At 75.2% G+C, this 24,386-nt stretch carries 4 protein-coding genes; 3 read left to right on the forward strand and 1 reads right to left on the reverse strand.

Features of this window, described 5'->3' with window-relative positions; translation table 11 throughout:
• Positions 1-51 precede the first annotated feature (51 nt).
• Complete coding sequence (locus SACTE_RS27695; protein WP_014049318.1) at positions 52-10,569, forward strand: type I polyketide synthase; 10,518 nt, start codon at positions 52-54, stop codon at positions 10,567-10,569.
• 197 nt (positions 10,570-10,766) lie between these two features.
• Here the strand turns inward: SACTE_RS27695 and SACTE_RS27700 are convergent, their stop codons facing one another.
• Positions 10,767-13,553, reverse strand: a complete 2,787-nt coding sequence (locus SACTE_RS27700; protein ID WP_014049319.1) for a LuxR family transcriptional regulator — start codon at positions 13,551-13,553, stop codon at positions 10,767-10,769.
• 646 nt (positions 13,554-14,199) lie between these two features.
• Here SACTE_RS27700 and SACTE_RS27705 point away from each other — a divergent pair.
• Entirely contained in the window at positions 14,200-19,611 is a 5,412-nt protein-coding gene (locus tag SACTE_RS27705) for a type I polyketide synthase (RefSeq protein ID WP_014049320.1), read from the forward strand.
• Complete coding sequence (locus SACTE_RS27710) at positions 19,611-24,368, forward strand: type I polyketide synthase (RefSeq protein WP_014049321.1); 4,758 nt, start codon at positions 19,611-19,613, stop codon at positions 24,366-24,368. The genes SACTE_RS27705 and SACTE_RS27710 overlap by 1 nt, the downstream gene beginning before the upstream one ends.
• Positions 24,369-24,386 lie beyond the last annotated feature (18 nt).

Raw genomic sequence — 24,386 nt, forward strand, 5'->3', positions numbered from 1 at the left:
ACCCCCATCGCATCATCAGCGCCGTCGAGTCAGCAGGGAGCGACACCGACCGTGGACACATCCGTCGAGCAGATCGTCGAGGCGCTGCGCGAGGCCATGCTCGAGAACGAGCGGCTGCGCCGGCACAACGACCGGATTGCCGAAGCCGCGCACGAGCCCGTCGCCGTCGTCGCCATGAGCTGCCGCTACCCCGGCGGCGTCAGCACCCCCGAACAGCTGTGGCAGCTGGTCGACGCCGGGGTGGACGCCGTGGGCGACTTCCCCGCGGACCGCGACTGGGACGTCGACGCCATCTACGACCCCGACCCCGACGCGCCGAACCGCACCCATGTGCGCGAAGGCGGATTCCTCTACGACGCACCGCGGTTCGACCCGGGCTTCTTCGGGATCAGCCCGCGCGAGGCCGTCGCCATGGACCCGCAGCAGCGGCTGCTGCTGGAGACCGCCTGGGAGGCGTTCGAACGCGCCGGCATCGACCCGCACACCCTGCGCGGCAGCCGCACCGGCATCTACGCCGGGGTCATGTACCACGACTACGGCAGCTGGCTCACGGACGTCCCCGAGGGCGTCGAGGGCTACCTGGGCAACGGCAACCTCGGCAGCGTCGCCTCCGGCCGCGTGTCCTACACCCTCGGACTGGAGGGCCCTGCCGTCACCGTCGACACCGCCTGCTCCTCCTCGCTGGTCGCCCTCCACCTGGCCGTACAGGCCCTGCGCACCGGTGAGTGCGGCCTCGCGCTGGCCGGCGGGGTGACCGTCATGTCGACCCCGGACACCTTCATCGACTTCTCCCGGCAGCGCGGCCTCGCCCAGGACGGCCGCTGCAAGTCCTTCGCCGAGGGCGCGGACGGCACCGGCTGGGGCGAGGGCGTGGGCATGCTGCTCCTGGAGCGGCTGAGCGACGCCCGCCGCAACGGCCACCGGGTGCTCGCCGTGGTGCGCGGCACCGCCGTCAACCAGGACGGCGCGTCGAACGGCCTGACCGCGCCCAACGGCCCCTCCCAGCAGCGCGTCATCCGCGCGGCCCTCGCCGACGCCCGCCTGGAACCCCACCAGGTGCACGCCGTGGAGGCGCACGGCACGGGCACCCCGCTCGGCGACCCGATCGAGGCCCAGGCGCTCATGGCCACCTACGGCCAGGACCGCGCGGAACCGCTGTGGCTGGGCTCGGTGAAGTCCAACATCGGGCACACCCAGGCCGCCGCCGGAGTCGCCGGCGTCATCAAGATGGTGATGGCCATGCGCCACGGCCGGCTGCCCCGGACCCTGCACGCCGAACGGCCCACCACCCAGGTCGACTGGGAGGCCGGCGCCGTCGAGCTGCTCGGCGAGCCGCGCGAGTGGCCCGCCCCCGGCGAGCCCCGCCGAGCCGCCGTGTCCTCCTTCGGGATCAGCGGCACCAACGCCCACGTCATCGTGGAGGCGGCCCCCGAGCCCGAGCCACGTGCCGAGGAGCCGGTCTGGGACCGCCCCCTGCCGCTGGTGCTGTCCGGCCGCGACGACGCGGCGCTGGCCGCGCAGGCCCGCCGCCTCCTGGACCACCTGGAGACCGGCACCGACCCCGTGCCCGACGTCGCCCACACCCTGGCCACCGCCCGCGCCGCCCTGGACCGGCGGGCCGTCGTCGTCGGCGCGGACCCGACCGCCGTGACCGCCGACCTCACCGCCCTGGCCGAGGGCGACCCGGCGTCCGGCGTGGTGCGCGGTTCACCGGCGGGGGAGTCCCGCGTCGCGTTCGTCTTCCCCGGGCAGGGCTCCCAGTGGGCCGGCATGGCCGCCGACCTGCTGGACGACTCGCCGGTGTTCGCCGCCACCATGGCGGACTGCGCCGAGGCCCTCGGCCCCTTCACCGACTGGGACCTCCTGGAGACCGTACGCGAACGCCGCCCGCTGGAACGGGTGGACGTCGTACAGCCCGCGCTGTGGGCGATCATGGTGTCGCTGGCCGAGGTGTGGCGTGCCCACGGGGTGCGTCCCGCCGCCGTCATCGGCCACTCCCAGGGCGAGATCGCCGCCGCCTGCGTGGCCGGCGCCCTCAGCCTGTCCGACGGGGCCCGCGTCGTGGCCCTGCGCAGCCAGGCCATCGCCGAGGTGCTCTCCGGCCGCGGCGGCATGATGTCGGTGGCCCTGCCCGAGTCCCGGGCCCGCGAACTCGTCGCCGGCCACGACGGCCGGGTCGCGGTGGCCGCGGTCAACGGCGCCTCCTCCGTGGTGCTCTCCGGGGACGCCGACGTCCTGGACGCCCTGCGCGAGACGGTCGTCGCCGACGGCGGACGTGCCAAACGGCTGCCGGTGGACTACGCCTCGCACTGCGCCCACGTCGAGTCGATCCGCGAACGGCTCCTGACCGACCTCGCGGACGTGCGGGCGCGCGCCGCCGACGTGCCGTTCTACTCCACCGTCACCGGCGGCGTGCTGGACACCACCACGCTGGACGCCGGTTACTGGTACACCAACCTGCGCCGCAGCGTCCTGTTCGAGCCGACCACCCGGTCCCTGCTGGAGGCCGGCTACGGGGTGTTCGTCGAGTGCAGCCCGCACCCGGTCCTGCTCAACAGCATCGAGGAGACGGCCGACGCCGCGGACACGGCCGTCACCGGCCTCGGCTCGCTGCGCCGCGACGACGGAGGCGCCCGGCGCCTGCTCACCTCGCTGGGCGAGGCGTTCGTGGCCGGTGTGCCGGTCGACTGGTCCCCGGCGTTCGCCGGGATGCCGGTGCGCGTCGCCGACTTGCCCACCTACGCCTTCCAGCGGGAGCGCCACTGGCTCGGCCGGTCCGCGGCCACCGGTGACGTCACCGCCGCCGGGCTCCGGAGCGCCGGACACCCGCTGCTGGGCGCCGCCGTCACGGTCGCCGGCGGAGGCACCCTCCTCACCGGCCGGCTCTCGCTGTCCACCACCCCCTGGCTGGCCGACCACGCCGTCTCCGGCACCGTCCTGCTGCCCGGCACCGCGCTGGTGGAGCTGGCGCTGAGCGCCGGTCACGACCTCGGCTGCGGACACGTCACCGAACTCACCCTCCAGGAGCCCCTGACGCTGCCCGAGCGGGGCGCCGTCCAGCTCCAGCTGCACGTGGCCGACACCGGCGAAGACGGCCACCGCGCGGTGACCGTCCACTCCCGCCCCGAGGCCGACGACGAGGCCGCCTGGACCCTGAACGCCTCGGGCCTGCTCGCACCGCAGACCGCGCCACCCGCCTTCGACCTCGCGGCCTGGCCGCCCCCGGGCGCCGAACCGGTTCCGGTGGACGACGCCTACGCCGAACTGGCGTCCCTCGGCTACGACTACGGGCCCGCCTTCCAGGGCCTGCGTGCGGCCTGGCGGCGCGGCGACGAGACGTACGCCGAGGTCGAACTCCCCGGCGAGGCGGGTGCCTTCGCCCTCCACCCGGCCCTCTTCGACGCCGCCCTGCACGCCGACGGTCTCGGCGCGCAGGGCCAGGAGGCCGCCCGGCTGCCCTTCGCCTGGACCGGTGTGTCGCTGTACGCGGCCGGGGCCACCGCCCTGCGGGTGCGCCTCCGCGGCGGCGACACGCTCTCCCTGGAACTAGCCGACCCCACCGGTGCCCCGGTCGCCGCCGTCGAGGCCCTGGTCTCCCGCCCGGTCGACGGCCGGGTGCCGGCCTCCCCGGTCCGCGCCGACGACCTGTACCGGCTGGACTGGCCCGCGGTGCCCGTACCGGACGCGGCGGTCCCCGCCCATGCCGTCCTGGACGAGAGGGGCACGGCCGCGCTCGCCTCGGTGCCCGACTGGGTGGTCCTGCCGGTGACCGGCGGCGACGACCCGGTGGCGGCGGTACGCGAGACGACCGGACGGGTCCTGGCCGCCCTGCACGACTGGCTGGCGGACGAGCGTACGGCCGGTGCCCGGCTGCTGGTCCTCACCGACGGCGCGGTCACCACCGGCGAGGAGGACGTCCGCGATCTGGCGGGCGCCGCCGTGTGGGGCCTCGTCCGGGCCGCGCAGGGCGAACACCCGGACCGCGTCGTCCTCGTGGACAGCGCCCGGGGGACGGCGGACGACGCCCGGACAGCCGCCGTACGCGCCGCCGCGGCGAGCGGCGAGCCGCAACTGGCGCTGCGCGGGAACGCCGTCAGGGTGCCCCGGCTGGCCCGAGCCGTCGTCCGGGGGAGCGCCGCCACGCTCGACCCCGACGGCACCGTGCTGATCACCGGCGGCACCGGCGTGCTCGGCGCCGTGGTCGCCCGGCACCTGGCCACCGAACACGGTGTGCGCCGCCTGGTCCTGGCCGGGCGCAGCGGCACCGCCGCGGACGACTTCGCCGACCTCGCCGAGCAGGGCGTCCGGATCGTCGTCGCCCGCTGCGACGCCGCCGAGCGGGACGAGCTGGCCGCGCTCCTGGCGGAGGTGCCCGACGCGCACCCGCTGACCGCGGTGGTCCACCTCGCGGGCGTCATCGACGACGGGCTGGTCACCGACCAGACCCCCGAGCGCCTGGACGCCGTGCTGCGGCCCAAGGCGGACGCAGCCTGGAACCTGCACGAGCTCACCCGGGACGCGGACCTGGCGGCGTTCGTGCTGTTCTCCTCGGCCGCGGGCACCGTCGACGGGGCCGGGCAGTCCGGATACGCCGCCGCCAACGCGTTCCTCGACGCCCTCGCCGCGCACCGCGTCTCCCTGGGACTGCCCGCGCTCTCGCTGGCCTGGGGCTTCTGGGAACAGCGCACCGGCATGACCGCCCACCTCAGCGACGCCGACGTCGAGCGGATGGCGCGGGCGGGGGTCCGGCCCCTGCCCACCGAGGAGGGACTGCGGCTGCTCGACACCGCCCTCGCCGCCGACGAGCCGCTGCTGCTGCCCATCGGCCTGGACCTGCGTGCCCTGCGCGGCGCGGGCGAAGTCCCCGCCCTGCTGCGCGGTCTGCTGCCCGCCCCCGCCCGCCGGGCCGCCGCCGCCCGGGCCACCGGGACCTCGCTCGCCGACCGGCTGGCCCACCTGGGCGCCGCCGAACGGGACGCGGAGCTGCGGGAGCTGATCCGCACCCAGGTGGCCGCCGTCCTCGGCCACGGTGCCGACATGGTGCTCGACCCGCGCCGCTCCTTCCGCGAGGCCGGGTTCGACTCGCTGACCGCGGTCGAACTGCGCAACCGCCTGGGCGGCGCCGTCGGACTGCGGCTGCCCGCCACCCTCGTCTTCGACCACCCCGACGCCGACGCCCTCGTGCGGTACCTGAGGACGGAACTTTTCGGCACCGACGCCGAGGACACCCCCGGGGACGTGGCACCGCGGGCGGCGTTCGCGGCGGACGAGCCCGTGGCGATCGTCGGCATGGCCTGCCGCTACCCGGGCGGTGTCACCACCCCCGAGGAGCTCTGGCGGCTGCTGGCCGACGGCGCGGACGGCATGGGCGACTTCCCGGACGACCGGGGATGGGACCTGGACACCCTCTACGACCCGGAGCCCGGCAAGCCCGGCCACTGCAGCACCCGCTCGGGTGGATTCCTGTACGACGCCGCGGACTTCGACCACGACTTCTTCGGCATCGGCCCCCGCGAGGCCCTCGCCATGGACCCGCAGCAGCGGCTGCTGCTGGAGACCTCCTGGGAGGCCCTGGAGCGCGCCGGCATCGACCCGCACAGCGTGCGCGGCAGCCGGACCGGGGTGTTCGCGGGCGTCATGTACCACGACTACGGCAGCCGGCTGCGCGACGTCCCGGAGGCCGTCCGCGACTACCTCGGCAACGGGAGCCTCGGCAGCGTCGTCTCCGGCCGGGTCGCCTACGCCCTCGGCCTGGAGGGCCCCGCCCTCACCGTCGACACCGCCTGCTCCTCGTCGCTGGTGGCGCTGCACCTGGCCGCGCAGGCGCTGCGGCGGGGCGAGTGCACCCTGGCGATGGCCGGCGGCGTCTCCGTGATGTCGACCGTCGACACGTTCGTCGACTTCAGCCGGCAGCGCAATCTCGCCGCGGACGGCCGGGTCAAGTCCTTCGCCGAGGAGGCGGACGGCACGGCCCTGTCGGAGGGCGCCGGTGTGCTGGTGTTGGAGCGGTTGTCGGATGCGCGGCGGGCGGGGCATCGGGTGTTGGCGTTGGTGCGGGGGAGTGCGGTGAATCAGGATGGTGCGTCGAATGGTCTGACGGCGCCGAACGGTCCGTCTCAGCAGCGGGTGTTGGGTCAGGCGTTGGTGTCGGCGGGTGTGTCGGCGGCTGAGGTGGATGTGGTGGAGGCGCATGGGACGGGGACGGAGTTGGGTGATCCGATCGAGGCGCAGGCGTTGTTGGCTGTGTACGGGGGCGAGCGTGAGGTGCCGTTGTGGTTGGGGTCGGTGAAGTCGAATCTGGGGCATACGCAGGCGGCTGCGGGTGTGGCGGGTGTGATGAAGATGGTGTTGGCGTTGGGGGAGGGGGTGTTGCCTCGGACGTTGTATGTGGGTGAGCCGTCGCGGAAGGTGGAGTGGGGTGCGGGGCGGGTGCGGTTGCTGGAGGAGGAGCGGAGTTGGGAGCGGGGTGAGCGGGTGCGTCGTGCGGGGGTGTCGTCCTTCGGGATCAGTGGGACCAACGCCCACGTGATTTTGGAGGAGGCACCCGCCGAGGACATCCCCTCCCACACCGAGGCCGGGATCCAGGCCCCCCTGCTGCCCGTGGTCCTCTCCGGCGCCACCCCCGAGGCACTGGCCGACCAGGCCGGCCGGCTGCGCGCCGTCGCCGACGAGCGGATCGCCGACCTCGTCCACTCGCTGGCCACGGGCCGTGCCGCCCTCACCCACCGGGGCGCGGTCGTCGCCCGGAACCGGGACGAACTGCTGGCCGGCCTGACCGCGCTGGCCGACGGCGCCACCACCGACACCGTGGTGCGCGGCCGGCCCGTCGCCGGCCGCACCGCCTTCCTGTTCACCGGGCAGGGCGCCCAGCGGACCGGCATGGGCCGCGGCCTCTACGACACCCACCCCGCCTTCCGGCAGGCCCTGGACGAGGCGTGCGAGGCCCTGGACCCCCACCTGGACCGGCCGCTGCGCGAGGTCATGTGGGCCGAACCGGGAACCGAGGCGGCCGAGTCGCTCGATCACACGCTCTACACCCAGAGCGCCCTGTTCGCGGTGGAAACGGCCCTGTACCGCCTGCTGGAGTCCTACGGCATCCGCCCGGACCGGCTGGCCGGCCACTCCATCGGTGAACTGACCGCCGCCCACGTCGCCGGTGTCTGGGGCCTCGCGGACGCGGCCCGGCTGGTGACCGCGCGCGGCCGGCTCATGCAGGCCCTGCCCGCCGGTGGCGCCATGCTCGCCGTGGACGCGACCGAGGACGAGGTGCTGCCGCACCTCGGCCCCGAGGTGTCCCTGGCCGCCGTCAACGGCCCCCGCGCGGTCGTGGTCTCGGGAACGGGTGCGGCGGTGGACGCGGTCGCCGCCGCCTTCGCCGACCGCCGTACCAAGCGGCTGCGGGTCAGCCACGCCTTCCACTCGCCCCTGATGGACCCGATGCTGGCCGAGTTCGAGAAGACCGCCCGCGAGCTGCGCTACGCCGCGCCCGCGATCCCCGTCGTCTCCGACGTCACCGGCACGTACGCCACCGAGGACGAGCTGTGCTCGCCCGAGTACTGGGTGCGCCACGTCCGTGAGGCCGTCCGCTTCGGGGACGTGATCCGCACGCTGGAGGACGACGGCGTCCGTACCTTCCTCGAACTCGGCCCCGACGCCGTCCTGTCGGCCATGGGCACGCACGCCCTCGCCGACCCGGACCGGTCGGTGCTCGTACCGGCCCTGCGCCGCGAGCGCGACGAGGAGGTGACCTTCGCCGCACTCGTCGCCACCGCCCACGTCCGGGGCCTGGCCGTCGACTGGCGGCGGATCCACGCCGGCACCGACGCCCGCCGCGTCGACCTGCCGACGTACGCCTTCCAGCGGCAGCGGCTCTGGCTGGCGGACGGGCCCGGGGCGGCCACCGACGCCGGCGGGCTCGGCCAGTCGCCCGCCGGGCACCCGATGCTCGGCGCCGCCCTCACCCTGGCCACCGACGGCACCGTCGCGCTGACCGGCCGCCTCTCCCTGGCCACCCACCCCTGGCTGGCCGACCACGCCGTCGCGGGAGTCGTCCTGGTCCCCGGCAGCGCCTTCGTGGAACTCGCCCTCCAGGCCGGGGACCGCGCCGGCTGCCCGCACGTGGAGGAACTCACCCTGGAACGGCCGCTGGTCCTGGCCGGGCACGGTTCCGTGCACCTCCAGGTGACCGCCGCGGCCCCCGACGCCGACGGACGCAGGCAACTGGCCGTGCACGCCCGGCCCGAGGGGACCGACGGCGACTGGTCACGGCACGCCACCGGCGTCCTCGCCCCGCGGACCACGCCCGAACCGGCCCCCGTCGCCGTCTGGCCGCCCGAGGGAGCCGTCCCCGTCGAGGTGAGCGGTCTGTACGACCACCTCGCCGAACAGGGGTACGGCTACGGCCCGCTGTTCCGCTGCCTGCGCGCCGCCTGGCGGCTCGGCGACGAGGTCTGCGCCGAACTCGTCCTCCCCGACGCCGACGCGGCCGACGGCTTCGGACTGCACCCCGCGCTCCTCGACTCGGCGCTCCACGCCATCGACCTGCTCGACGGCCAGGACCCGGCCGTCATGACGCTGCCCTTCGCATGGGAGGGCGTCACCCTGCACGCCACCGGCGCCACGGCCCTGCGGCTGCGGCTCACCCCGCACGGCACCGACCACATGACCCTGGGCCTCCACGACGTCTCGGGCGCACCGGTCGCCGAGGCGGCGTCGCTGCGCATCCGCCAGGTGACGGCCGAACAGCTGAACGCCGCCGCGCCCGACCCCGGGGACCTGTTCGCCCTGCGCTGGGCCCCGGCGCGGGTGACCGCCGACGAGGCGGCGGCCGAACCGCGCGTCCTGACCGTGACCCCGGACGGAGCCCCGGACGGCGACCTGCCGGCCCGGGCCCGCGAGACCGCCGTACGCACCCTCGCCGCGCTCCAGGAACACCTGGTCGCGCCCGCCGACGGCGCCCCCCTGGTCGTCGTCACCCGGTCCGCCGTCGCCGTCGACGGGACCCTGCCGGACCCGGCCCAGGCCGTCGTCTGGGGCCTGGTGCGGTCCGCCGCCGTCGAGCACCCCGGCCGGTTCGTGCTGGCCGACACCGACGGCGACGCCGCATCGGCCGCCGTGCTGCCGGCCGCCGTCGCCACCGGAGCGCCCGAACTCGCCCTGCGCGGCGGCGCGGTGTACACGCCGGAGCTGACCCCGGCCGACGAGCCCGGGACCACGCCCGCCCGCCCGCTGAACCCGGAGGGCACCGTCCTCATCACGGGAGGCACCGGCAGCCTCGGCCGCCGCCTCGCCCGGCACCTCGCCGAGCACCACGGGGCCCGGCACCTGCTGCTGGTCGGCCGCGGCGGCCGGACACCGGACGCGGAAGGTTACGAGGAGACCGTCGCCCCCGGTGCGCGGGTCCGGGTCGCCGCCTGCGACACCACCGACCGCGCCGCGCTGGCCGAACTGCTGGCCTCCGTCCCCGAAGCCCACCCGCTGACCGCCGTCGTGCACGCCGCCGGCGTCCTGGACGACGGTCTGCTCACCGACCTCACCGCCGCCCGCACCGAGACGGTGATGCGGCCGAAGACGGACGCCGCCTGGCACCTGCACGAACTCACCCGCGACCTGGATCTGGACGCCTTCGTCCTCTTCTCCTCCGCCGCCGGCACCCTGGGAGCGGCGGGACAGGCCAACTACGCGGCGGGCAACGCCTTCCTCGACGCCCTGGCCGCCCGGCGGCGGGCGGAGGGGCTGCCCGCCCTGTCCCTGGGCTGGGGACTGTGGGACACCGGCGACGGCATGGCGTCCGGACTCGGGGCGACCGAGATGCGCAGGCTGGCCCGCGACGGCATCCTGCCGCTGCCCGCAGACCGGGCACTGCTCCTGTTCGACCGGGCCCTGAGCGGAGACGGCCCGCTGCTGCTGCCGATGCGCGTCCAGGTCACCGAGGATGCCCCGGCCCTGGTCCGCGCCCTCGCGCCGACGGCCGCGCCGGCCCGCCGGTCCGCCCGAGCGGTCCAGGCCGCCCCGGAGGAGGCGGAGCCGCTGTCGCGGCGGCTGGCCGCGCTCGGCGCCGCGGACGGCAGGCGGCTGCTGGTCGACCTGGTGTGCGGGCACGTGGCCGATGTCCTCGGACACGAATCCGGCAGTGCCGTCGACCCCGAACGCCCCCTGGGCGACCTCGGCGTGGACTCGCTCGCCGCCCTGGAACTGCGCAACCGCTTCGGCGCCGAGACCGGACTGCGGCTGTCCACCACGCTCACCTTCGACTACCCCACCTCCGAGGCCCTCGCCCAGCACCTGTTCGAGGAGTTGGGCGGGGCCGACGAGGAGACCGTCGACATCGAGGCCGAGGTGGTACGCCTGGAGACGCTGCTGGGCGCCGCGGAGGCCGCCGACGGGCTCGACGACGAGCGACGCGCCCGGGTGGCCGCGCGCCTGCGGGCCCTCACCGCCCGCTGGGACGGCTCGGAGCGGTGGCGGGAATCCGGAACGGCCGACGGCGCCGAGGGCAAGGCGCTGGAGGCGGCCACGGCCGACGAGCTCTTCGGCATTCTCGACGACGAGCTCGGCAGCTTCGGCTGAACCGCCGCACGGAGCGACGGACGAGCCCGGGGCGCGCGGGACGCGCCCCGGGCTCGCCCGTCCCCGCCTCCCGCGGGGAGCGGGGAGCCGCGCGTGGTGGTCCGCGGAGGCCGAACGGCCCCCTTCGCGAGCCGGGGGACTCGCGGAGAGGGCCGTGCGATGCGGGCGGTCCGGGGCCGGCGGACGCGGACCGGAGGTCAGCCCGCCGAGGAGTAGGTGGCCGCCCAGCGGTCGGACAGTTTCGGGATGCGGTGCTCCAGCATCTTCGGCGGCAGCTCGGACCGGCTGGCCACGTTCAGCTTGCGGTAGACCCTGGTGAGGTGCTGTTCGACCGTGCTGATCGTGACGTGCAGCCGGCCGCTGATCTCGCGGTTGGTGTACCCCAGCGCGGCCAGGCCCGCGACCCGGCACTCCGCGTCGCTCAGGATGGCCGGACCCTCCGCCTCGGAGCCCTCGGACTGCCCGGGGTCCTCCAGGAGATGCGCGTCGACCGGGGAATCGACACTGCACGCCTTCGCCTCACGGGCCGCCTGACGGGCGACCAGCCGGGCGCGGGCGTACTCGCCCAGTTCGTAATGGGCCGCGGACAGGTCGGCGTACGCCTGGGCGAGGGTGTGCTGGTCGCCGCAGAGTTTGAGCAGGTCGATCGCCTCACGCAGCAGCGAGGCCCGGCGGTGCGGCTTGCTGGTGGCGGCCAGCATCCGCAAGGCCATCGCCCGCGCCCGGGAACTGTGTCCGCCGGGCAGCCGCAACTGCTCCTCGGCGCACTCCCGGGCGGTGTGGGCCTTGCCGATCCGCAGATTGGCCAGCGCCAGATCGGACCGCCAGGGGATGCCCTTCTGCAGACTGGAGTTCCCCTCCCGCATCAGGCGGCTGCACGTCTCGAAGTCGTTGAGCGCGGCGAACGGCCGGTCGGTGACGAGGTAGTGGTGCCCCCGGGCCCGGAGGTACTGGATGCCGAAGACGGTATGGAACATCGGCTCGGGGACGTCGCGCCTGAGCACCCGCTCGGCCTCGTCGTAGGCGCCCATGGCGGTGTGGGCGAAGATCGCCGTCGACAGCGGGAGTCCGGCGAGGACCCCCCAGCTCCCGTCGTGCAGGCTGCTCAGCGCCCGGTCGGCCCCCTCGGCCGCTCTCGTCATGTCTCCGCGCAGCAGTGCGATCTCCGCCCGCACGCTGCCGAGCAGCGCCTGCCACGTGGTCGCGCGGCGCTCGACCGCGGACTCCAGCAGGGCGTCGCACGCCTCGGCGGCGACCCCCGGCCGGTCGGCGTGGGCGATCGCGAGGAGCGCCATCGCCACCAGCTCGAGGTTGAGGTGGTCGAGTTTGCGGCCTTGCAGGGCCTGGGCCACGGCCGCCGCCGAGTCGTCCGTGGCGACGCCTCCGACCAGTACGGCCACCTGCTCGGCCAGTCCGCCGTTGCGGTCGGCGGGGGCCGGCCGGCGCGGGTCGGTACCGGCACCGCGCAGACTCCTGGCGGGCAGTGCGACTCCGTAGAACCACTGCCGTACGAACTCGACCTCGGCGAGGATCTGCGCGTCACCGGGGGAGCGCGCGGGCACCAGCGTGGCCACGGTCTCGGCGGCCAGCTCGGTGTCGCCCTGCCACAGCATGTGCCGCAGGACGGTGGCGGTGTCGCGCATGCTCAGCGCGCCGTCCAGCGCGGGCCCGCGCAGCGGCTCCAGGTGGGCGCCGGCGGCCGCGGGGTTGACGCGCCACTCGGCGCGGGCGAGGGCGGCGGACAGGGCGTTGCGCTCCTGCGTGTCGGTGCAGTCGCGCAGGATCAGGTTCAGGTAACTGCCGCACAACTCCACGTCGTCGGCGGCCAGGGCCTGCTCCGCGGCGGCGCGCAGCACGGCGGGACCCCACGGGCGTGGGACCCGTTGCGCGGCGTGCAGGTGGCGGGCCACCTCACCGGCGGGCGCGCCGCAGCGGTGCAACAGGTCGGCGATACGTCCGTGCAGCGCGGCGCGGGCGGCGGCGTCCATGTCGTCGAGCACGGCGGTCGCCGCCGCCGGCAGCCGGAAGACGTGACCGTCGAGCAGCCCCGCGGAGTTGAGGGCCTCGACGGCCTCCTCGACACCGGCGGGCGTGGTGTCGGCGAGATCGCTCAGGACGCCGGGGGAGGCCGGTGCGCCGAAGGCGGCGAGTGCCTGGGCCACCCGTATGTGGCGCGGCTCACCGCGGTGCACGAGTGACAGCACCGCCTGACGGTAGGCGGTGCTGGCGATCGGCCGGTCGATGTCGCGGCCGAACCGGGAGCTGTCGTCCAGCAGGGCGTGTACCAGCAGGGGGTTTCCGGCCGTGGCCCGGTGGAAGGCGCGGCCGACGAGCCCGGCGGGCCGGGCGGCTTGCGACTGGGCGGCGATCAGCTCGCCGACGGCCCGCTCCGACAGCGGACCCAGACGGGCCCGGCGGTGCGGACGGCGGATCAGCTCGGCGTGGGCGGCCGAGCCGCCGGCGCCGGGAGGGGCGGACGTGGCGCACACCACGAGGACGGGACGGGAGCGGATCCTGCCCAGCAGGTGGACGACGGCGCCCAACGAGGCCTCGTCCATGAGGTGGGCGTCGTCCACGGCCACCACGAGGGGGCGGTCACCGTCCGCGAGCCGCAGCAGTGCCTCCGTCGTGCCCGGCCCCGGATCGGCGAAGCCCGTTCGGGACCGGAGCTCCGAATGCCGGGAGAATGCCTTCTTCTGTCCGCCCGCCGGTCGAGCGGGGTTCAACGGAACGGGCTGCACCTCACCGTTGCGCAGTAATTGCCGCAGCAGACTCATCGGCCGGTCGCGCTCGGCCGGGAGTGCCGTGGCCTGGAGTATGCGCGCGCCTGATCGGTCCGGAGCGGCCAGGAATTCATGCAGGAGCTGCGTCTTCCCGGAACCGGGGCCACCTGTGACTATCACCAGCCGCCCGGATCTTCGGGTGCTTTCGGTGAACGCCTCGTTAAGTATCTGTAATTCTTTGGAGCGGTCGAAAAGGCGCATGGTGTGCCCCCTGTGTCCAGTAACGCCCGTGGATTCCCCGCCCGTCTGGGGTGAAGTGCTGTCGAGCAGGGTCGACCCGAGCCGCCGGTTGGCCTGAAATTGCTGTTCAGGGGCCGCTGCCGCGTCGCTGCGGCGACGGTCCGTCGATGTGTCGCGGTCCAACTTTACGACGGTTCTGAATATGGGCGCAGCAAAAATGAGTGCTGGTCATTTGTGGCGCGATTCGGTCGGTTCGGCAGGTCTTTCCGGAGGGAAGGAAAAGAACTACTCGATCAAGCAAATAGCGAGGCTATAGGTGGTTGCCAACGTTGTCAACCAGGCCCTTCCGGAAGTTACTTCTCGTTCACAGTGCCCCGTGCGAGGCGACTTTCCGGCGGTCGGTTGATTTACCGGGAAGTAGAGAAGGGAATCGGGCCGCGTCGCCCACGGACCCGGTCACGTTTCCGTGCCGGGCTGCCCGTTCGGGCAGCCCGGGGCGGCGGCCCCCCCCGTACCGGCTCACGGGCCCCTGGGGGCCCTAGGGGTATCAGGCGCCACCACCCCGTACCTAGCCTCCGACAACGGAGGGGGAAGCGGACCGGGATCCCGTCCGGAGACAGTCCGCAGGACCGAGGCCCACTTTCGATCCCGATCGGATGGCGCGCTGGTGAACAACGAAGAGCAGCTGCTCGACTACCTCAGGCGGACGACGGCGGATCTGCGGGAGGCACGGCGCCGGCTGCGCGAGAACGAACAACGCGCACACGGCCCGGTGGCCGTCGTCGGCATCGGCTGCCGCTACCCGGGCGGTGTCACCTCGCCCGAGGACCTGTGGAACCTGGTGGCGACGGGAACCGACGCCGTGGCGGAGTTCCCCGGCGACCGCGGCTGGGACGTGGAGGCCCTGTACGACCCCGACCCGGACCGGCCCGGCACGACCTACGCACGCACCGGGGGCTTCCTGTACGACGCCCCCGACTTCGACTACGACTTCTTCGGCATCAGCCCCCGCGAGGCCCTGGCCATGGACCCGCAGCAACGGCTGCTGCTGGAGACCTCGTTCGAGGCGTTCGAGCGGGCCGGCATCGTCCCGGCCTCCCTGCGCGGGAGCCGCACCGGCGTGTTCGCCGGCGTGATGTACAATGACTACGCCACCCGCCTCGACACCGTCCCCGACGACCTCGACGGATACCTCGCCAACGGCAGCGCCGCGAGCATCGCCTCCGGGCGCGTCGCCTACACCTTCGGCCTTGAGGGACCGGTCGTCACCGTCGACACCGCCTGCTCCTCCTCGCTGGTCGCCCTGCACTGGGCGGTGCGCGCGCTACAGGCCGGCGAGTGCTCCCTCGCGCTGGCGGGCGGGGTCACCGTGATGTCCACCCCCGAGACGTTCGTCGACTTCAGCAGGCAGCGCGGCCTCGCCCCCGACGGCCGCTGCAAGGCGTTCTCCACCGCCGCCGACGGCACCGGCTGGGGCGAGGGCGCCGGCATGCTGCTCGTGGAACGTCTGGCCGACGCCCGGCGCAACGGCCACCCGGTGCTCGCCGTCGTCCGCGGCAGTGCCGTCAACTCCGACGGCGCCAGCAGCCGGCTGACCGCGCCCAACGGCCCCTCCCAGCAACGGGTCATCCGTCAGGCGCTGGCCGGTGCCGGCCTCACCGCCGCCGACGTCGACGTGGTCGAGGCGCACGGCACCGGGACCTCGCTCGGCGACCCGATCGAGGCACAGGCGCTGCTGGCCACGTACGGCCGCGAACACCCCGCCGACCGGCCGCTGCTGCTGGGCTCCGTCAAGTCCAACCTCGGCCACACCCAGGCCGCCGCGGGCGTCGCCGGGGTCGTCAAGATGGTCATGGCCATGCGCCACGGAGAGGTGCCGCCCACCCTCCACGTCGACACCCCCACCGACCAGGTCGACTGGGACGCGGGAGCCGTCGAACTCGCCCTGGAGAAACGCCCCTGGCCCGAGACCGGCGGTCCGCGCCGCGCGGCCGTCTCCTCCTTCGGCATCAGCGGCACCAACGCCCACGTCGTGCTGGAACAGGCCCCCCTGGAGGAGGAACCGGGCACGGGGACGGCACCCGCCCCCGCGGGGGCGGAACCCCGCGCGAGCGCCATCGCCGCCACACCCGTCCCCTGGATCGTCACCGGCCGCAGCCCCGAGGCACTCGCCGGCCAGATCGCCCGCCTGCGCGAGCACCTCACCGGACGCGACGACGCTCCGGCGGACATCGCCCTCTCGCTGGCCACCACCCGCACCCACTTCGAGCACCGGGCCGTCGCCGTCGGCCAGGACACCGGCGCCCTGCTGGACGCCCTGGCCACCGCGAGTCCGCTCACCCCGGTCGGCGGCAGGACGGCGTTCCTGTTCACCGGCCAGGGCGCCCAGCGCCCCGGCATGGGCCGTGCCCTGCACCGCGCCCATCCGGTCTACGCCGAGGCGTTCGACGCGGTGTGCGCCCTCGCCGACCCCCACCTGGAGCGTCCGCTCGGCGAGGTGATCGACGGCGACCCGGCGCTGCTGACCCGCACCGACTACGCGCAGATCGCGATCTTCGCCACCGAAGTGGCCCTGTACCGGCTGCTGGAGTCCTGGGGTGTGGTGCCGGACTACCTGGCCGGCCACTCCGTCGGCGAACTGGCCGCCGCCCACGTCGCCGGAGTGTTCTCCCTGCCGGACGCGGTCTCGCTCGTCCTCGCCCGGGGCGGCCTGATGGCCGCGCTCCCGGCCGGCGGGGCCATGGCCGCGCTGCGGGCGACCGAGGAGGAGGTCGCCCCGTACCTCGACGAGCGGGTCGGTCTCGCCGCCGTCAACGGCCCCCGCTCCGTGGTGGTCTCGGGCACCGAGGAGGCCGTCGACGCACTCGCCGCACGCTTCGAACGCGCCAAGCGGCTCACGGTCTCCCACGCCTTCCACTCGCCGCTGATGGACCCGATGCTGGACGCCTTCGCCGAGGCCGCCTCCCGGTGCGACTACCGGGAACCCCGGATCCCGGTGGTCTCCACCCTCACCGGCGTCCTCACCACCCCGGGCGAGCTCACCACCCCCGGCTACTGGGTGGACCACGTCCGCCGCCCCGTCCGCTTCGCCCCCGCCCTCGCCACCCTGCACGACCTGGGCGTCCGGGCGTTCCTGGAGGTCGGCCCGGACGCGGCGCTCACCTCGGCCGCCGCGGAATGCCTCCCCCCGGACAGCGTGTGCGTGCCCGGCCTGCGCCGTGACGGCGACGAGACGCACGACGTCGTCACCTCGGTGGCCCGGCTGCACGCCGCCGGAGGGCGGGTCGACTGGAAGGCGTTCCACGCCCCGCACCACGCCCGGCGCACCGACCTGCCCACCTACGCCTTCCGCCGGACCCGTCTGTGGCTCGAAGCCGCCCCGGGCGGCACCGGCGACGCCGAGGGACTCGGACAGGAGGCCACCGGCCACCCGCTGCTGACCGCCGCGACCGAACTCCCCGACACCCAGGGCACGGTCCTCACCGGACGGCTCTCCCTGTCCTCGCAGCCCTGGCTCGGCGACCACGCCGTCCACGGCACCGTCCTCCTGCCCGGCACCGCGTTCGTCGAGATGGCGCTCCGGGCCGCGGCGCAGACCGGCTGCGACACCGTCGGGGAACTCACCCTGCACGCCCCCGTCACCCTGCCCGAACACGGCTCCGTGGCCGTACAGGTCGCCGTCGGCGCGGAGCGGGACGGGCGCCGTGAACTGACCGTCTGGTCCCGCCGCACCGACACCCCGTGGACCCGCAACGCCGGCGGCTTCCTGGCCACCACGGCCGACGAGGCACCGCCCGCCGACCCCGGCACCTGGCCCCCCGCCGGTGCGGAACCCGTCGACCTGGACGGTCTCTACACCCAGCTGGCCCGCACCGGATACGGCTACGGCGAGGTCTTCCAGGGGCTGCGCGCCATGTGGCGCCGGGGCGAGGAGCTGTACGCCGAGGCCGCCCTGCCCGACGGAGCACGTGCCACGGCCGGCGCCTTCGGCCTCCACCCGGCCCTGCTGGACGCCGCCCTGCACGTCAACCTGCTGGACCTGCCCGGCGGGCAGGCCGTGCTGCCGTTCGCCTGGAGCGGCGTCACCCTGCACCGGACGGGCACCGACCGCCTGCGCCTGCGCCTGTCCCCGGCAGGCAACGACGCCGTACGCCTCGACCTTGCCGACCAGCACGGCACGCCCGTCGCCACCGTCCGCGGTCTCGTGGCCCGGCCCGTCACGGCCGACCAGCTGACCGCGGACGCCGACGACCCCCTGTACCGGGTCGACCTCGTCCCGGTCACCGGTGCGGCGCACCCGGCACCGTCCGGCCTGGCGGTGTGCGGAGCCGACGCCGGACTCGACGCGCCCCGGTACCGCGACCTCGCCGCACTGGCGGACGCGGGCGAGGTGCCCGACACGGTCGTCCTGGCCGTACCCGCCGACGCCGTCGCCGGAGCCGACCTGCCCCGGCGGGCCCGGGAGCTGGTCGGCACCACCCTGGAGAGACTGCGCCACTGGCTCGACGACGCACGCTTCACCGGCCGCCGGCTCGCCGTACTGCTGCGCGACGACCACCTCGCGCACGCCCCGCTGTTCGGCCTGGTGCGCGCCGCCGCGGCCGAGAACCCCGGCCGCTTCCTGCTGATCGGCACCGACGGCAGCGCCGCCCCGGACGCCGCCCTCGCCACCGCGCTGGCCTCCGGCGAGCCGGAGACCGTGGTGCGCGACGGCGAGGTCCGCGTGCCGCGACTGGCCCGCGCCAAGCCGGGCGGCCCCCGCGGCTGGGACCCGGACGGCACGGTCCTCATCACCGGCGGCACCGGCGGCCTGGGCGCCCTGATCGCCCGTCACCTGGTCACCGAGCACGGCGTACGCCGCCTGCTGCTGGCCGGCCGGCGCGGCCCGGACACCCCCGGCGCGGCCGAACTCCGCGACCAGCTCGCCACGCTCGGCGCCGAGGTCACCCTCGCCCGCTGCGACGTCGCCGACCGCGCCGACCTCGCCGACCTGCTCGACCGGCACCCGGTCCGCGCCGTGGTGCACGCCGCCGGCGTCGTCGACAACGGCGTCCTGACCTCCCTCGACGCGGACCGCGTCGAGCGGGTCCTGCGGCCCAAGGTGGACGCCGCCTGGCACCTGCACGAGCTGACACGCGAATCGGACCTCTCCGCGTTCGTCCTGCTGTCCTCCGCGGCGGGTCTGCTCGTCGGCGGTGGCCAGGCCAACTACGCGGCCGCCAACACCTTCCTCGACGGCCTCGCCGCCCACCGCCGCTCCCTCGGCCTGCCCGCCGTCTCCCTGGCCTACGGCCTGTGGGAAGCGGACGGAGGCATGAGCGCCGGCATCGACGCGGCCGACCTGGAACGGCTGCGCCGCCTCGGCCTGCCGCCCCTGGCCCCCGCCCAGGGACTGCGCCTGTTCGACGCGGCCCTCGGCGCCGAGGACGCCCTCGTGGTCCCCGTCCGGCTGGACGGCGCGGCCGTACGGGCCCGGCCGGACGGCGTCCCCGCGCTGCTGCGCGGACTCGTCCGCCCCGCGGCCCGCACGCCCGGCGCCGGAGCCACCGACGGCCCCCCGTCCGCACCCTGGCGCGAACGGCTGGCCGGCCTGCCCGACACCGAACGCGACCGCGCCCTGCTGGACCTGGTCCGCACCCACGTCGCCCGTGTACTCGGCCACCCCTCACCGCAGTCGGTGGACCCCGGGCGCGCCTTCCAGGAGATGGGCTTCGACTCGCTCGCCGCCGTCGAACTGCGCAACCTCCTCGCGGGCGCCACCGGCCTCACCCTTCCGGCGACGCTGGTCTTCGACCAGCCCTCGCCCCGCACACTCGCCGCCCACCTCAAGACCGAACTGGTCCCGGGCCCGGCCGACCTCACCCGGTCCGCCCTGGCCGACGTGGACCGCGTCGAGGCGGCGTTGCTCGCGCTGCCCGACGAGGACGGCAGCCACGCCCGCGTCACCGCCCGCCTCGAAGCGCTGCTCCGCGGCTGGCAGGACGCCCGCGACGCCGCGCCCGAGTCGCCGCAGGACTTCGGCGAGGCCAGCGACGCAGAACTCTTCGCGAGGATCGACAACGAACTGGGAGCCCTGTGATGGAAGACCCGGCCACGGCCGACAAGCTCCGTGACTACCTGAAGCGGGCCACGACCGAGCTGGAGCGCAGCCGTCGCCGCGTACGGGAGCTGGAGGAGCAGGACCACGAACCCATCGCCGTCATCGGCATGGGCTGCCGCTACCCCGGTGGGATACGCACCCCCGAGGACCTGTGGCGCGTCGTCGACGAAGGCGTCGACGTCGTCTCCGACTTCCCCACCGACCGGGGCTGGGACGTCGACGCCCTCTACGACCCCGAGCCCGGGGCCCCCGGCAAGACGTACGTGCGCCACGGCGGGTTCCTGTACGACGCCGCCGAGTGCGACCCCGCCTTCTTCGGCATCAGCCCCAAGGACGCGCCCGGCACCGACCCCCAGCAGCGCATGCTGCTGGAGGTCACCTGGGAGGCCTTCGAGCGGGCCGGCATCGACCCCGCGGCCGTGAAGGGCACACCGACCGGTGTCTTCGTCGGCCTGATGCACCACGACTACCTCGGCGGCACCATCTCCGGCAGCATCGTCTCCGGCCGGATCGCCTACACCCTCGGACTGGAGGGCCCGGCGGTCACCATGGACACCGCCTGCTCCTCCTCCCTGGTCGCCCTCCACTCGGCGGTCCAGTCACTGCGCAGGGGGGAGTGCTCCCTCGCGCTGGCGGGCGGGGCCGCCGTCATGGCCAGCCCGGAGATGTTCGTCGAGTTCAGCGAGCGCCGCGCCCTGTCGCCCGACGGCCGCTGCCACTCCTTCTCCGACGACGCGGCCGGCGCCGCCTGGGCCGAGGGCGCGGGCATGCTCCTGGTCGAGCGGCTGTCCGACGCCCGCCGCAACGGCCACAAGGTGCTCGCCGTCGTCCGCGGCAGCGCCGTCAACCAGGACGGCGCCTCCAACGGCCTGACCGCGCCCAGCGGTCCGGCCCAGGTGCGCGTCATCCAGCAGGCGCTCGCCGACGCCCAGCTGGCCCCGCACCACATCGACGCGGTGGAGGCCCACGGCACCGGCACCACCCTCGGCGACCCCATCGAGGCCCAGGCCGTCATCGCCGCCTACGGGCAGGACCGCCCCGAGGGCCGGCCGCTGTGGCTGGGCTCCATCAAGTCCAACATGGGCCACGCCCAGGCCGCCGCCGGAGTCGGCGCCGTCATCAAGATGGTCATGGCGATGCGCCACGGCACCCTCCCCAGGACCCTGCACGTCGGCACCCCCACCACCGCCGTCGACTGGAGCGCGGGCGACGTCGAACTGCTCACCGAGCCCCGCCCCTGGGGCGGCGACGGACGGCCGCGCCGCGCCGGCATCTCCTCCTTCGGCATCTCCGGCACCAACGCGCACACCATCGTGGAGGAGGCACCGCCCGTCGAGACCGACGCGAGCACCCCCCACCGCGCCGAACTGCCCGTCGTGCCCTGGCTGCTCTCCGGCAAGGGAGCCGACGCCGTACAGCGGCAGGCGGAGGGTCTGCTGTCGGCCGCCGGAGACCTCGACCCGTACGACGTCGGCCACTCGCTGGCCACCACCCGCTCCCTGTTCACCCACCGTGCCGCCGTCACCGGACGCGACCGGGACGAACTGCTGGCCGCCCTGCGCGAGGTCGCCGACGGCACCCGTACGCCCGTCGTGGCCCCCGAACCCGGCCGCCTCGCCGTGCTCTTCTCCGGACAGGGTTCGCAGCGCCCCGGCATGGGCCGCACCCTGCACGCCGCCTTCCCGGTGTTCGCCGCCGCCTTCGACGAGATCTGCGCCGCCTTCGACACCCACCTCGACCGGCCGCTGCGCGACGTGATGTTCGACGAGGACGCCGACGGCGCCGACGCGCCGCTGCACCGCACCGTGTACACCCAGGCGGCCCTGTTCACCTTCGAGTGCGCCCTCTACCGGCTGCTGGAGCACTGGGGCGTCCGCCCCGACCTGCTCGCCGGGCACTCCATCGGTGAGATCGTCGCCGCCCACGTCGCCGGAGTGCTGGACCTCGCCGACGCGGTCACCCTGGTCGCCGCCCGCGGCCGCCTCATGCAGGACCTGCCGGCCGGGGGCGCGATGGTGTCCCTGCGCGCCACCGAGGCCGACGTCACCGCGCTCCTCACCGACGGCGTCGACATCGCCGCCGTCAACGGCGCGCGGTCCGTGGTCGTCTCCGGCGACGAGGAGGCCGTCCTCGCCGTCGCCGCCCAGGCCGAGAAGAGCACCCGGCTGAAGGTGTCGCACGCCTTCCACTCGCACCGCATGGACCCCATGCTCGAACCCTTCCGCGAGGTGCTGGCCGGTCTCACCTTCCACGAGCCCACGCTCCCGGTCGTCTCCAACGTCACCGGCCGGATCGCCGACGACCTGGCCGGGGCCGACTACTGGGTACGCCACGTCCGCGAGGCCGTCCGCTTCCACGACGGGGTCGGCACGCTCGCCGCCGAGGGCGCCACCCGCTTCCTGGAGATCGGCCCCGACTCGGTGCTCAGCACCATGGCGCAGGACGTGGTCCCCGACGCCATCGGCACCCAGCGGCGCGACCGCCCCGAGGACGAAGCCCTTGTCGACGCCCTCTGCCGCCTCCACCTCACCGGCACCGGCCCCGACTGGCGGACGGTCTTCGCCGGCGGACGCACCGTCGACCTGCCCACCTACCCCTTCCGCCGGGACCGGCACTGGGAGGACGCCCCCATCCTCCAGGCCGAGCGGCAGGCCGGAGCCGGGTCCGGCGGCGACGCCGGCGATCCCTTCTGGGACCTGGTGCGCGAGCAGGACGTCAGCGCCGTCGCCGCCACCCTCGGCCTCGACGACGAACGCTCCGTCGCCGCCGTCGTACCCGCCCTCGCCACCTGGCACGGCCGCCGCCGGGCGCACGCCGCGGCGGACGGGCTGCGTTACCGGGTCACCTGGGAACCGCTGGCTCCCTCCGCCACCCCGGCACGCGGCGGGAGCTGGCTGGCCGTCGTCCCCGAGTCCACCGCCGACGACCCGTGGACCCGCGCCGTCATCGAGGGCCTGAGGAGCCACGGGCTGGACATCGACACCCTGACCGTGCCGGACACCGCCGACCGCGCCGCACTGGCCGCCGCGCTCACCGACCGGGCCCCGGCCGACGGCATCCTCCACCTGCCCGCCCCGGCGACCCCGCCGGACGCCCTCGCCGCCCTCGTCCAGGCACTCGGGGACGCCGGTGCCGACGCCCCGCTGTGGTGCGTCACCCGGGACGCCGTCGCGCACGGAGCCGGCGCCACCGTCACCGGCTTCGCCCAGGCGGCGCTGTGGGGCCTCGGCCGGGTCGCCGCCCTGGAACACCCCGACCGGTGGGGCGGGCTCCTCGACCTGCCCGCCGAGGCAGGGCCGCGGACCGTGGCCCGCCTCGCCGCGCTGCTCGGCGACGCCGGCGGCGAGGACCAGATCGTGATCCGGGAATCCGGTGCCTACGGACGCCGTCTGGAGCACGCCCCGGCCCGCGCGGGCGCCCCCTGGCAGCCGTCCGGCACCGTGCTCGTCACCGGCGCCACCGGCGCGGTCGGCGCGGCCGTCGCCCGCCGGCTCGCCGACGAGGGCGCCGACCACCTGCTGCTCGTCTCCCGGCGCGGCCCCGACGCGCCCGGCGCCGCCGACCTGGTCCGTGAACTCACCGCCACCGGGACCGGCGTCACCCTGGCCGCCTGCGACGTCGGCGACCGGTCCGCGGTGGCCGACCTGCTGGACTCCGTACCGGCGAAGCACCCCCTGACGGCCGTCGTGCACCTGGCAGGCGCCCTCGACGACGGCGTCCTGGACGCCCTGGACGCCGACCGGTTCGCCCGCGTCCTGGGGCCCAAGGCGGACGCCGCCCGCCACCTGCACGAACTGACCACCGGATCGGACCTGTCGGCGTTCGTGCTGTTCTCCTCCCTGACCGCCACCGTCGGCGGCGCGGGCCAGGCCAACTACGCGGCCGCCAACGCCTACCTGGACGCTCTGGCCGAGCACCGCCGCGCGGCGGGACTGCCCGCCACCTCCGTGGCCTGGGGCCCCTGGGGCGGCGACGGCATGGCGGCGCACGACACGGTGCGCGCCTCGGCCCGGGCGATGGGCATGTCCCTGCTCGACCCGGACACCGCCCTCACCGCGCTGCGCCGCGCCCTGGACGGCGGCGACACCACCGTCACCGTCGCCGACGTCGACTGGTCGGTGTTCGCCCCCGCGTTCACCGCGACCCGCCCCAGCCCCCTGCTGTCCGCACTGCCCGAGGCCCGGCGCACCACGAGCGGGCCGGACGGCGCGAACGCAGCCGACGGCTTCGCGGAGAAGCTCGCTCAACTCACCGGAGGGGAACGCGAGCGCGCTCTGCTGGACCTGGTCTGCGGCCAGGCGGCCACCGTCCTCGGCTACTCCGACGCCGGAGCCGTCGAAGCGGCGAGCGCCTTCCGCGACCTCGGTTTCGACTCGCTCACCTCCGTCGACCTGCGCAACCGGATCAGCGGTGCCGCCGGAGTACCGCTGCCGGCCACGCTCATCTTCGACTACGCCACCCCCGCCGCCCTCGCCAAATACCTGGGCACCGAGCTCGCCGGCGCGGACACCTCCGTGGACGCCGTGGTCGCCGAGCTCGAACGGGTCGCCGCCCGGCTGGGCGACCTCACCGCCGAGGACCTGGAGCAGAGCCGGGTCACCACCCGCCTGCAGACCCTGCTCAACGACCTGGACAAGACCCTCGGCCAGGACACGGCGGCCGTCACCGGCCGCCTGGAAGAGGCCTCCGCCGACGACGTCTTCGCGTTCATCGACAACGAACTCGGCTCGGCGTGACCCAGCACGGCACCCCGG

Source organism: Streptomyces sp. SirexAA-E, from assembly GCF_000177195.2.
Taxonomy (GTDB): Bacteria; Actinomycetota; Actinomycetes; order Streptomycetales; family Streptomycetaceae; genus Streptomyces; species Streptomyces flavovirens.

Excerpts from the sequence above, each read along its gene's own strand:
- SACTE_RS27710 (WP_014049321.1), top strand. The coding sequence starts at position 19,611 with ATGGAAGACCCGGCCACGGCCGACAAGCTCCGTGACTACCTGAAGCGG.
- SACTE_RS27700 (WP_014049319.1), bottom strand. The coding sequence starts at position 13,553 with ATGCGCCTTTTCGACCGCTCCAAAGAATTACAGATACTTAACGAGGCG.